The organism is Psychrobacter sp. VH5, from assembly GCF_050572635.1.
Taxonomy (GTDB): domain Bacteria; phylum Pseudomonadota; class Gammaproteobacteria; order Pseudomonadales; family Moraxellaceae; genus Psychrobacter; species Psychrobacter celer.
Map to the genome: position 1 here is coordinate 1,859,951 of NZ_CP192145.1, position 12,979 is coordinate 1,872,929.

The following is a 12,979-nucleotide window of genomic DNA, read 5'->3' on the forward strand; positions in this document are numbered from 1 at the left end:
CTTACGACAAAAACAAAACCACCCTGTGATTAATAACATCACGTCACTAAAAAAAAGGATCTCTAATGAGCGCATTACAACAGCTTCGTACCATGACCACCATTGTCGCTGATACTGGCGATTTGGCCGCCATTGCGCGCTTAAGACCCATCGACGCCACCACCAACCCAAGCTTGATCACCAAAGCTCTCATCCACCCTGACAACCAAAGCATGCTGGCAGAGACCATGAGTCGCCATAATGGCGATGTCGATGCGGTTATCGATGCACTGACTGTCCAAGTCGGCTGTGATATTTTGGCACTGATCGAGGGACGAGTATCTACCGAAGTCGACGCGCGCTTGTCTTATGACACCAAAGCGACGATCGATAAGGCCATGGCGTTTATGGAGGCGTATCAAAAGGCAGGAATCGATCCTCAGCGCGTCTTGATCAAAATGGCCGCCACCTGGCAAGGCATCGAGGCGGCGCGCTACCTCGAAACCCAAGGCATCCATTGTAACTTGACGCTTTTATTCGGTCAGCATCAAGCCATTGCCTGTGCTGATGCTGGCGTAACGCTGATCTCGCCTTTTGTGGGTCGTATTTTAGACTGGCAAAAACGCCAGCAAAACCGCCAAAATGTGCCCGCCTCCGATGATATGGGTGTAAAATCGGTCAAGCTGATTTATCAATACTACAAGCAGCACGGCTATGGCACTCAAGTCATGGGCGCAAGCTTCCGCTCTACTGAGCAAATACTGGCGTTGGCAGGCTGTGATTTATTGACCATCGCGCCAAACCTTATCGACGAGCTTGCCGCCATGGACACACAAGTAGAGCGTCAGCTATCGCCCAGCATGTCTATGGCGCTAGATGAGATGACCCGCGTCAGTCTAACTCACGAAGAATTCAGCGCCGCCTACCAACAAGACACCGTGACACAAGACCTGCTACCAAAGGGCATTGATGGCTTTATCACTGCTCGTGATGAGCTGGCCAAGACACTAGCGGCCATACGTGAGTAACTTGTCAGGCCGTGACCTGTTATAAAAGATATTTGCCTGCCGATAACAACTTGGCTATTATGGCCTACTTCAAACAACCAGAAGCAAGGCTTAAGTATGAAACGGCTATCAGTGTTATTGGCAGGCAGTGCTTTGGCACTCAGCGCACAAGCAGTGAACTGGTCAGAGGTGTCCGAGAGTCATTCTGGCTCGGTTTTTAGTGTGGACTTAGATTCTATCGAGCGCTCTGATATCAGCATCATAGATGAAAAGCGTGTCGAAAATATCACCGTCTCAATCCGTCGAACCTACCCCCCACAAGCCAAAAAAAACATAGCAAAAGACAAAGAGGCTGCAAAAGAAGAAAATGCGGAAACAGCGCCTTTTAAAGAAAAACCCATCCATCATAGCGATCAGCAGCTCCTGATCTCTTGTAAAGACGCCAGCTACTATCGGCGTGCTTATGTCAATTACGCGGCCAATGACAAAGTCATAAAGTCTTGGCAGTCAGACAAACCCATTTTGACCACAAAAGATTTCAAAATCACCAGCCCTAAGACGATCGGACGCGCCCTCATAGAATACAGCTGCAAAAACCACGAACAACAAAAAACGGCTTAATTTAGCATGGGCTTTATGCCATGTGTCTTAAATGCCGTGTATCTTAAATAGCTATGTTAAAAAAAAGCGCGCTGATTATATCAGCATCAGCGCGCTTTTTGATTTTAGGCTTTTAGTACCGTATAAACGGGTACTGGAAACGCTCCATGCAGCGCCACCAAATCGAGTAATACCAGCGCCCCGACCACGGTGTGACCTGCTGAGCGACAAAGCTCGTAAGCGGTGTTCAAGGTGCCACCAGTTGCCAAAATATCATCGACCAACAATACCCGCTCAGGCGGCAGATTGTTTTGCATCTCAAGGGTGTCTTTACCATACTCAAGCGCATAAGCCTTATTGGCTACAGGTGGCGGCAACTTACCAGGCTTACGCAGCAATATCATACCCTTACCCAAATGCCCTGCTAGCAAGCTGGCAAAGACAAACCCACGCGCCTCGACCGCACCCAAACAATCGACCTCATCCAGACAGCCTTCTGGTAAAGCGGCCAGCAGCGCATCGATGACCGCATCAACGTGACTGCGCAGTAACGGGGTTATGTCATAAAAATCAATGCCGACTTTTGGAAAGTCTGGTACGGTGCGAATGATCTGCCAAAAAGGATGATCAGTATTGAGCACGGCTGATGGCTGGTTTTCGGTATTGGTAGAGGTAGCGGCATTGATGCTCATGAGGACCCTTAGCGTGTATGACTTTAATGATAACTGGTGTGAATTTTTCGGCCGTTATTGTAGCATAATTGACCCAATTAATACGCTAAAGCATCGGCTATTATCAGCCTTGGTCTGCACAAAACCGCGACGCTTGACTTGATAAAAATCTCACAATCTCAATATACAAGTGTAAACTTAACTATAAAAATAACGGTTATATGCTAAACTACGTGCGTTTTTGCTGTCTAAGCGCTGACCGTTATATGGACACTTGCACACTGTCGTGACGCCCAGTCATTAGCCCTTGGCATGACTGGCGCGCTAAAAAACGGTCACACTAGAAATAATCGATAGGACTTTTTATGAAACGTTATGAATGTATTGTCTGCGGCTGGATATACGACGAAGCACTTGGCTGCCCAGAAGAAGGCATCGCCCCTGGTACCAAATGGGAAGACATCCCTGATGACTGGACATGTCCTGAGTGCGGTGTGGGCAAACTCGATTTTGAGATGCTTGAGCTGTAGTAGACGACCTCTGATTAGGACACTTCATGACACAATCAAATAACATCAATAGCGCCAGATCCCAAGCAAGCCCAGATCCAAGCCTAGATGAGAATGTGAGCCACTATCCTACGCCTGAGTGGCAAAAGTTTGGCGCGCATCAGTGGCATGACTCTGATCTGAGTGACCAGTTGCATCAAGCGATGATCGATATCGGTGATGGTATCGAGCTTTGTGTGGAAGCAGGCGGTAACCCAAACCATCCACCCTTGCTCATGGTCATGGGGCTTGGCTCACAAATGATATTTTGGCCAGAAAACTTTATAAAACGCCTCATTGATGCCGGTTTTTTTGTGATTCGTTTTGACAATCGTGATATTGGCCTATCGTCTAAAGTGCAAATTGACGGCCTACCGCGTATCAGTCAGCTAAAGATGATGATGCGTCTGCAAACAGGGCTCTCTAACAAGAGCGCGCAAGTGGCCTATAATTTGACCGACATGGCCGAAGACACCGCTCGTCTGATTAAGGCGTTGCAGCTGGGTAAAACCCATTTGCTTGGCGCATCTATGGGCGGGATGATTGCCCAAATCGTGGCCGCTCGCTACCCAAGCTTGGTACAGCGAATGGCTCTGATGTTTACCACCACCAATCGTGCATTTTTAAGACCACCCAAACCTCGGCAGCTATACACCCTTATCAACCGCCCTGAGAGTCACTCTGAGCGTGATATCGTGCGTCATAGCGTCTGGTTTATGAAGACGGTTGGCACGCCAGGGCATGTCAATGTGCGCATGGTGCGTGAGATTGCCAAGATTCGCTATCAGCGCAGCTTTCATCCGCTCGGGACCGTGCAGCAGCTAAATGCTATTTTGGCATCTGGCTCTATTAGCCGCTATAGCAAACAAGTCAAAGCCCCAACCATTGTGTTACATGGTAGCGCCGATGGCCTCCTGCCAGCATCGCAAGGGCGTGTGGTGGCGAAGACCATACCCAATGCCAAATTTTATCTGATTGAGGGCATGGCACACGATATTCCTGAGTATTATCAGCCTTATATGGTGGATCTGATCAGCAATCATCTGTTGGCGCATCGCTCTTAAAGGCTATTTAAAAAGCGCGTACGTCTGAACAAGCGTGTAAGTTTGACTGTCAAAGACAAGCTTGCACGCTTTTTTATGCCTACTTAGGTATCGCCATGGGGCAAAAACAAACGGCTCAATCACAGCCAACGCTGCTGCCTGTTTTATCAATACACATTTTATTGCCATTTTTTAGATTACCGATCCATGCTTTGCCATCGACAAACACAAACGAGGGCTTGCCTTGATAAGTATCGCCTGCGGACACGCCACTATCTGCAAACCGAAACGGAATCAACAGCTCACCACCAAGATTGACAAAGCCCCAATCTTCATTGATACGTACGCCCGCCATACCTTCAGAGAAGGGACGCACCTCATCAAATGAGTAGGTAATCATGGTGACATTTTGGTCATCGACAAAGCCCCATTTACCATCTTGCTGACGCGGCTGTAGTGTGGTAAATGGACTGATGGGCGGCGTGGATGGCGACTGACGCGCTTGCGGCGGCTTGTGGTTATTGTCAGCAGGGTCTTTTGCCACATTGCCACTTTTATCCAGCCAACTGATGTTATTGCTTTTACGCACACGGGTGATGCCGCCGCGATAATCAGCCACCTCACTAAACGATGACGAAAATGGCACGACGGTTCTGTTGGCGGTATTGATGACGCCATAGTTGCCGTCTTTTTTTACGACGATACGCCCTTCTGATACCGGCCGCGCCCAGCCTTGACGCTCGTTTAGCATATCGTACATAGCAGGCACCACTTCTCGCCCTTTCATATTGAGATATCCGACGTGACCGTTACGCAGTACGGGCAGCAGCCCCTCTGAGAGGTTATCGGCATCGACCTTTTGATAGCGTGATAGATCGACGATGCGCTTGCCTTTGTTGTCAATCAAGGCCACAGGCGCGCCAAAATCTTTGACGGCCAAAAACAAGCCACTGCTGGCGGTACAAGAGACGTTTTTGTAGTAGCTTTTGGGGATTTTACAGCTGGCGGCTTGTGCTTGCGGTATCACCAGTAACGCACTGACAATGCTAATGCCAGCCGTACACCGCAACATCATTGTCCAAAGGTTAGATACTACAGGGCGCGGTTTTGATAAAGAACATCGAAACATAATAAACCTAAGCAAATGTCATACATTGGCATAATTATATACACAGGGGTCTTCGTTTAGATAGCCTTGTCTGCTATCTCATAGAATAATTGTCGCTGAGCCATTTCATTTTGGGGGCAAAACCTCGACAATAGCCTAATCGCTGTAAAATGCTTTTTTATCATCATCCCATTCATATAAGGAGACACTATGGCTATGGCCATCGCCGCATCCCGCTCTGCCCCTATCGGTTTAGTCATAGGCTGTATTATTTTTGGTTTAGGTAGCCTGATCGTCGCTCATGTCGATATCGGTGGTTGGGCAATGTCGTTTTGGCGCTTGGCCATCTCTGGTATCGTTTTTGCCGTATTGGCCAAAATCATGGGGCAACGCTTGCCACGCTCAGGACGCGCTATTTTTTATGCGTTGTTATCAGGGGCATTTTTGGGATTGGATTTGGCACTTTGGCATGAGAGTATTTATGCGGTCGGCCCTGGTATCTCTACCCTGCTCAATAGCTTACAGATTTTTTTCTTGGCAGCGATTGGGTTTTTGTATTTCAATGAGCGTCAATCTATCGTACAGCTGATTAGTTTGTTTTTGGCGATGCTCGGTGTGGCGATGATTGGTAGCCCGGAGTTTGCCCATAACAGCGCAGCGACGTGGGGGTTTGTCACTGGTATCGTCTCGGGCGCTATGCTAGCGGCATCGATGACCTTTATCCGTAAGACGCACGATACTGAGCCAACGCCGATATTTATGCTCATGCAGCTGATCAGTATCGGCGGGGTGCTGGCGATGGTTGTGCCAATGTGGGTGTTTGATCAAGGCAGTATCTTGCCCAATACTTGGGCGGAGATTGGCTGGATATTGGTCTATGGTACGGTGATGCAGTGCTTTGCATGGGGACTCATTGCTTACTCTATTCCCAAGCTGTCACTGGCCTTGACGGGGTTACTATTGCTCTCTGAGCCCATCGCCGCTTTGGTGATTGATTATAGCTGGTTGGACAAACCCATCAATACTTTGCAGTGGGCTGGTGCGTTACTCACCATGTTTGCTATTTATTTGGGTTCACTCAAACCAAAGCCACGCGCTCTACGCCGTTATCGTTTTTTTTCGCGGTTTTATAAACGTGACTATAAATAATCTCTGCCTGCTACTTATCATCATCTATTGCTCCCCTAAACGCACTACAAAAAACGCCCATACTATAATAGTATGGGCGTTTTTTTGACCAGTATACGGCCTATTTGGCCGCTGCGCTAGTGTCAGCGGTTTTGTCAGAGCCTTTATTAAACAATACATTTAACACGATAGCAGCCAAAGTTGCCGTACCGATTCCGCCCAAATCAAACCCGCCTAAGTGCAAGCTAAAGTTACCTGCCCCCATAATGACAGTAACAGCCGCGATAATCAGATTACTGTTTTTGCTAAAATCGATGTGATTGTCGATCCAAATCTTTGCCCCTGCAATCGCAATCAGGCCAAACACCACGATAGAAGCACCGCCTAATAAGGCCGCTGGTATCGTCTGAATAATGGCACCAAACTTTGGCGATAAGCCCAGCAAAATAGCCACTAACCCTGCCACGACAAATATCGTCGTGCTATAGACCTTGGTTACGGCCATGACACCGATGTTTTCGGCATAGGTAGTGACACCAGTGCCACCAAACCCTGCCGAAAACGTCGTGGCCAGCCCATCTGCAAAAAACGCGCGGCCCATATAAGGCGTCACCCGCGCTTTTGTCATACCCTCAACTGCCTTAAAGTGTCCTAAGTTTTCGGCGACTAGGATAAATGCCACCGGCGCGATAAGAATAATGGCGCTCATCTCAAAGCTTGGGGTATGAATCGTTGGTAGCCCAAACCACGATGCGGCGGCGACACCACTAAAATCAATCGCCGTGCCGAAGCCCAAAACATTGGTCATCACAAAATAGGCCACATAAGACAAAATCAAGCCCACCAGCAACAGCAAGCGGCGCAGCATACCACGGGTAAAGACCGCCACCCCACTGATGAGTAATACCGTCAACGTCGCCATCCAAGCATCAAACTGATTGGCCGACACCCCTTGGATGGTCACTGGCGCTAGGTTTAGACCGATAATCATCACAATAGCTCCTGTGACAACGGGCGGCATCAAGCGTTCAATCCAGCCAGTGCCCGTCTTCATCACCAATAGCCCAATTAGCGCATAGACGATACCACATGCCATGATACCGCCTAAAGCGACACTCAAATTATCATTGAACCCTGCCCCTGCATAAGCGGTCACTGCAATGACAGGTCCGATGAACGCAAAGCTTGAGCCTAGATAACTTGGCATACGCCCGCCTGTGATCATAAAAAACATCACAGTACAGATGCCCGACATCAAGATAGCCAGATTGGGGTCAAATCCCATCAAAAGCGGTGCCAACACCGTCGCCCCAAACATGGCAAAGGTATGCTGCACCCCTAACAAGACGCTTTTTGAAGGCGGTAGATATTCATTGATACCGACAGGATCGCGGTCCAAGTCGCCTTTATAAGGTCGCCATGTGGGAAACCAGCGGCCATTGTCAAAATCTGAATGAAGCGGCTGACTCATGGCTGCTGGGTCGATACCCGCCGCCTCTAAGGCGTTTTGTGCCGGCTTATCTTGAGCGCTTTTTTGGGAAGATGAAGGATGTTCTGTTGGCGATGACATGCGCGCGTCCTATGTGAGCTAGAGTGATGAGGAAAAACAAGGGCGTGTCTCAATTTTAGTCAATAGCTACTTACTTAGCCTAAAAATAAAAACACTTTAATAGAATGATACTATGCAGCAATATTTTGATTTATAACATCATGATTTATAACACAAATCGACTCTTTTGCTTTTTTTCTATTGAGACTTATTCTTTTATATTTCTTGCTAGCAAACCAAAAGTATTATTTGTTATGATGTCTGTGTTTTACCGGATGTGACAGGGTCGATATGTCGCCGATATGTTCAATAGTTAATTCTAAATAAAACAGATACATTATATGTCAACGTGGAACTGGTATAGATTTTCCTTGCGTGCCGTGCCTGTGTTGCTCGATGCTGCGCAAAACTCATCCCAGTCGTACTGTGTCGTTTTTATACTAAACTCACTATACTAAATATCTAAGTTGGCGCTGTCCTACTGTCCATCAGCCTATCAACTACTGACTTACAGGATGTTACACAACCGTTGGCTGGAAGCATAATAACGGAGTTTCTTATTAAATAAAAGTTATTATTCAGCGGCTAGTTTTGTTCTTCGACTCCCATACACCCACCACCACTGCGCCATATACACCGTATATAGGTGATTATCGGTAGTGGCTGGCTATTATATATTGACTCAAAGTGCGTAACGCAGGCTATCTTGTCTGCCCAATCACTGATGACTTTTTGGTAATTTATTATGATTAGTGTTTTTGATTTATTTAAAATCGGTATCGGGCCATCAAGCTCACATACCGTCGGTCCGATGGTCGCTGCCAATCTTTTTTTGACCTCACTGATAAAGCAGGCTGAGTTAACGACTATCCAGCGTATCGAGATTGAGCTTTATGGCTCGTTGGCAGCCACTGGCAAAGGCCATGCCACCGACACAGCCATATTACTTGGCTTACTCGGACATACGCCCAGTACGATTGATACGCGTTTGACCAGTGATTATCTAGCGCCTATTTTTTCAGCCAAACAGCTGGCTATTTCAGGCATGCATACGATTGACTTTGATACAGATCGCGATATTCACTGGTATGATGAGACGGTGTTGCCTTATCACCCAAACGCCTTGACCCTGCGCGCGACGCTAGCAGATGATAGCAGCTATCAGCAGACTTACTATTCAGTTGGTGGCGGTTTTGTCATCAATGAAGAAGACGCCACCAACCCAGACGAAGACCATGCCAGCCCTACGATAGCTAGTGTGCCGTACCCCTTTAATAGTGCCGCAGAGCTACTAGAGCAATGTCGTCAGCATGAGCTTAGTATCAGCGAGCTGGTGCTGGCCAACGAGTGCCACTTTCGTGATAAAACAGCGGTGCTTGAGTATTTGGATCAGATTTGGGCGGTGATGCAAGACTGCGTCACACAAGGCTGTGACAATGGTGGCATCTTGCCAGGTGGCCTAGATGTCAAACGCCGCGCTAAAGACTTGCACCAAAAGCTAGACGCTGAAAAAGACCAGCCGATCGCCAAGACCGACAAGCTCGCTGCCATGGACTGGGTTGATCTGTACGCTCTGGCAGTCAATGAAGAAAACGCCAATGGTGGCAAAGTAGTCACTGCGCCGACCAATGGTGCAGCGGGCATCATCCCAGCGGTGCTACATTATTACCGTGATTTTTTGCCCAACTATAGCCAAGACGGCGTGCGCAAGTTTTTATTAAACGCCACCGCTATCGGCAGCTTAATCAAACAAAACGCCTCCATCTCTGGCGCTGAAGTTGGCTGTCAAGGCGAGGTTGGCTCCGCTTGTGCGATGGCAGGCTCTGCTCTAGCCGAGATCATGGATGGCTCGCCAGCCAAATGCTTAAATGCGGCCGAAATCGGCATCGAGCACAACTTAGGCTTAACCTGCGATCCTATCGGCGGACTGGTACAGGTGCCTTGTATCGAGCGCAATGCCATGGGCGCGGTCAAAGCAATCAATGCGGCGCGTCTGGCCTGCCGCGGCAATGGCCAACATTTCGTCTCGCTAGACAAGGTGATTGAAACCATGAAAGTGACTGGCGCTGACATGCTCGATAAGTATAAAGAAACCTCACGTGGCGGGCTGGCAGTGTATGCTGACAATCGTATACCGACGGCCACTCATGGCGTCAGTGTAAAGTACAGCCAGTGTTAGTCGTCATTTATGAGGTTAGCATACTCATAAGATAATCGTGTTGTATTAAACGTAATAAAAAATGCCTCTGATCAATCAAAGGCATTTTTTAGGATAATGATTAGGGCATGGTTGAATGGTCAATACGCCCTCAATATCTGTCGTCAGTATGATGGCTGTCTACCTACAATAGTTTTAGTCAGCAGTTAGCGTCATTACTCAGCTGTCTTAGAAATTACTTCATTTAAGATCCAAACCGGTTGTACCACATTTGAGCCTTCAGCAGTTACGGCTTCTTGGCGCACATCGAGCACATAACGATGGTTTGGCTCATAAGTGAAACCTTGGATATTACCATTTAATGTGGTGTAGTTTTTCTGATGGGTTTGACGATACTGCAAGCATTCAGCTTCAACGGTGGTGCCATCGGTTGCCGTGAGGTCACAAACAGCTTTTCGTGGTGCAATCTCTACCTCAAAGCTTGGGATATTGACGACTTTGACATTCATTGGCTGCCCCTCAACCACCATGGTACGCTCGCTATCCATCCCCATGGTAGAGCAACCTGATAGGGCAAATGTGGTCATTAATGCTGCAATGGCTAATTTTTTCATTATTCAATCCTCAGTTATTGGTTATACGTTTTTATTACTTGTTTTACGTTATTGTTTGGCACATTTTATAACTATCGTCGTATGTCTCACACTTATCAGGTCATGATTACTTGATAGTTTGGTTTAACCGTTTGATGTATTGCTGACTGAAATAAGTATAGGGCGCAGTGCTGCTTCTCCTCTATGACTGCTTTGTAAAGTAACGTCAGCTTTTGCAACTGCTGTTAATAAAGCGTATTAAATCACAGGGTAAATTGCTACTCACCGCGTACTTACTTCGAGCACGTCTCCTCATATTGGCTTAACAAGGCACAAAAAAAGCCAGAGCGACACCGTATCGGTCACTCTGGCTGTTACACTTGGCATTAAGATATCAATAAATAGCCGCTATCAGTTAGCTACGATAGTCTGCATTGATTTTGACATAGTCATAAGACAAGTCGCAGGTATAAACGGTATCGCTAGCATCACCGCGTGCCAGATCGATATGAATGGTAATCTCTGGGCGGCTCATCACCGCCTTACCCGCCTCTTCTGTATAATCTGGCGCCACGCCGCCGTTTTGGCAAATCATCACTTCATCAAGATAGACATCGACTTGCTCGGTATCAAGATCTTCAATCCCTGCATAACCCACCGCCGCCAAGATACGACCCCAATTAGCATCGCTGGCAAAAAACGCCGTTTTGACCAATGGAGAGTGCGCGACCGCATAGGCCACATCACAGCATTCTTGTGTGACTTTGCCGCCGGTGACTTTGACCGTCATAAACTTCGTTGCGCCTTCCCCATCTCGTACAATCAACTGCGCCAGACGGACAAACACCTCTGTCAAGGCAGCAAATACCGCTGAGTAATGCGGGTGCTCAGGGCTATCGATCACCTCCGAGCTGGCTGCACCTGTGGCGATCAACACGCAGCAATCGTTGGTCGAGGTATCTCCATCGACTGTGATGCGGTTAAAGGACTGCTCATTGATTTGACCCAGCATCTCTTGTAGCAGGTCGGCTTTGATATTGGCATCTGTCGCCACATAGCCTAGCATGGTTGCCATATTTGGACGTATCATGCCTGAGCCTTTTGAGATACCAGTCACATGATAGCAGCTGCCCGCCACTTCGATTTTTTGGCTCGCAATCTTGGGTATAGTATCAGTGGTACGGATGCCATTTGCCGCGGCCAGCCATTTATCAGCCGCCAAACCAGCAAGCGCCTCATCCAACCCTGCAATGACCGCATCGCTGTTTAGCGGCTCACCAATGACCCCTGTCGAAAACGGCAAGACCGTCTGGGTATCGACGCCAGCTTTAGTGGCCAATGCCGCACATATCTCTTGGGCGCGGCGTTTGCCATCGGCACCCGTCCCAGCATTGGCATTACCAGTGTTGATCACAAGATAGCGTGGACTGTGAGTGTCAAAGTGCTCACGCAGTACGCGTACAGGCGCCGCACAAAAGGTGTTTTTGGTAGTGACAACGGCGCAGCTGGCCGTCTCAGCAATCTCAAGCACCACCAAATCATCACGATCTTTATAACGCACGCCTGCCGCGGTCGCATTTAGCTTGACGCCTTCAATGGGATAAATAGTATCAGGTATTGCAACATTTCCAACAGCCATAGGGGCTTCCTTATTTTGCTTATATAGATGGTTTATTCAGACGGTTTGTTTATTTAGGCCATATTTGATTCAAATTATACTTTGCTAAGAGCAAACGCGCTCCAAATTGGCGCGTGGTCAGAAGGCTTTTCCATACCACGAAGCTCATAGCTGATACCCGCATCCACGCAGTGATCGACGAGATCCGCGCTACACAAAATATGGTCGATACGTAGACCACGCTTCGGATCGTCATTAAAGCCGCGACTGCGGTAATCAAACCAGCTATATAGCTCGGTACTCTCTGGATAATGCAGACGGTACGTATCCGTCAGCTCACGCGACATCAAATCGGCATACCACTCACGCTCTTCTGGCAAAAATGAAGTCTTTCTATTTTTTAGCCAGCGCTTGGCATTTGCTTCCCCAATGCCGATGTCGATATCTTCTGGCGCGATATTCATATCACCCATAATCACCAGTGAGCGACCTTCAGCTTTGAGCGTGTCGATATATGCCATCAAATCGGCATAGTAGGCACGTTTCATAGGGAACTTGGTGGGATGGTCTTGACTCTCGCCTTGCGGAAAATAGCCATTTAATACATCAATTTCACGGCCTTGCAGCTCATAACGGGCGTGGATAAAGCGTTTTTGGGCATCCACGTCTTCGCCAGGGAACCCCTTTTGGACAAATATCGGCGCAACTTTGGATAACAGAGCCACACCGTAATGCCCTTTTTGGCCAAAGTATTCTACATGATACCCCAAACCCTCGACCGCCGATAAAGGAAATTGATCGTCATGTACTTTAGTCTCTTGCAATCCCATCACATCAGGATCGATCACCTCTCGCACTGCCTCTAGCTGATGCTGACGGGCACGAATACCATTGATATTAAAACTGACAAAACGGGTCATAAATTATCCTATACTGATTGATGAAAATACGCAGCGATACACTGATGTGACGCACTA

At 47.9% G+C, this 12,979-nt stretch carries 12 protein-coding genes; 6 read left to right on the plus strand and 6 right to left on the minus strand.

Features of this window, described 5'->3' with window-relative positions:
* Positions 1-65: 65 nt before the first annotated feature.
* Positions 66-1,007: a transaldolase gene (locus ACNFVB_RS07825; RefSeq protein WP_430737110.1), complete on the plus strand. Its 942-nt coding sequence runs from the start codon at positions 66-68 to the stop codon at positions 1,005-1,007.
* 96 nt (positions 1,008-1,103) lie between these two features.
* A complete protein-coding gene (locus ACNFVB_RS07830; RefSeq protein WP_430737111.1) occupies positions 1,104-1,607 on the plus strand; it encodes a hypothetical protein in 504 nt (167 codons plus the stop codon).
* Between the two features lie 104 nt (positions 1,608-1,711).
* Here ACNFVB_RS07830 and ACNFVB_RS07835 read toward each other — a convergent pair whose 3' ends face one another.
* Positions 1,712-2,278, minus strand: coding sequence for an adenine phosphoribosyltransferase (locus tag ACNFVB_RS07835; protein WP_198336227.1), 567 nt, complete (start codon positions 2,276-2,278; stop codon positions 1,712-1,714).
* A 344-nt stretch (positions 2,279-2,622) separates the two neighbouring features.
* On the opposite strand from ACNFVB_RS07835, the gene ACNFVB_RS07840 reads away from it, so the two are divergent.
* On the plus strand, positions 2,623-2,787 hold the full coding sequence (locus ACNFVB_RS07840) for a rubredoxin (RefSeq protein WP_057759803.1): 165 nt from the start codon (positions 2,623-2,625) through the stop codon (positions 2,785-2,787).
* Between the two features lie 26 nt (positions 2,788-2,813).
* Positions 2,814-3,869: an alpha/beta fold hydrolase gene (locus ACNFVB_RS07845; protein ID WP_105245933.1), complete on the plus strand. Its 1,056-nt coding sequence runs from the start codon at positions 2,814-2,816 to the stop codon at positions 3,867-3,869.
* Between the two features lie 115 nt (positions 3,870-3,984).
* Here the strand turns inward: ACNFVB_RS07845 and ACNFVB_RS07850 are convergent, their stop codons facing one another.
* Entirely contained in the window at positions 3,985-4,923 is a 939-nt protein-coding gene (locus ACNFVB_RS07850; RefSeq protein WP_430737112.1) for a WG repeat-containing protein, read from the minus strand.
* Positions 4,924-5,172: 249 nt separating this feature from the next.
* Between ACNFVB_RS07850 and ACNFVB_RS07855 the strand changes: the two genes are divergently transcribed.
* Positions 5,173-6,105, plus strand: a complete 933-nt coding sequence (locus ACNFVB_RS07855) for a DMT family transporter (protein ID WP_430738500.1) — start codon at positions 5,173-5,175, stop codon at positions 6,103-6,105.
* A 100-nt stretch (positions 6,106-6,205) separates the two neighbouring features.
* Here ACNFVB_RS07855 and ACNFVB_RS07860 read toward each other — a convergent pair whose 3' ends face one another.
* Entirely contained in the window at positions 6,206-7,555 is a 1,350-nt protein-coding gene (locus ACNFVB_RS07860) for a solute carrier family 23 protein (protein ID WP_430738501.1), read from the minus strand.
* Between the two features lie 820 nt (positions 7,556-8,375).
* Here ACNFVB_RS07860 and ACNFVB_RS07865 point away from each other — a divergent pair.
* Positions 8,376-9,812, plus strand: a complete 1,437-nt coding sequence (locus ACNFVB_RS07865; protein WP_430738502.1) for an L-serine ammonia-lyase — start codon at positions 8,376-8,378, stop codon at positions 9,810-9,812.
* Between the two features lie 194 nt (positions 9,813-10,006).
* Here the strand turns inward: ACNFVB_RS07865 and ACNFVB_RS07870 are convergent, their stop codons facing one another.
* From ACNFVB_RS07870 to xthA, 3 genes are all read right to left on the minus strand, one after another.
* Entirely contained in the window at positions 10,007-10,405 is a 399-nt protein-coding gene (locus ACNFVB_RS07870) for a DUF4377 domain-containing protein (RefSeq protein ID WP_100749406.1), read from the minus strand.
* Between the two features lie 394 nt (positions 10,406-10,799).
* On the minus strand, positions 10,800-12,023 hold the full coding sequence (gene argJ, locus ACNFVB_RS07875; protein ID WP_430737113.1) for a bifunctional glutamate N-acetyltransferase/amino-acid acetyltransferase ArgJ: 1,224 nt from the start codon (positions 12,021-12,023) through the stop codon (positions 10,800-10,802).
* Positions 12,024-12,097: 74 nt separating this feature from the next.
* Positions 12,098-12,922, minus strand: a complete 825-nt coding sequence (gene xthA, locus ACNFVB_RS07880) for an exodeoxyribonuclease III (RefSeq protein WP_198336233.1) — start codon at positions 12,920-12,922, stop codon at positions 12,098-12,100.
* Positions 12,923-12,979 lie beyond the last annotated feature (57 nt).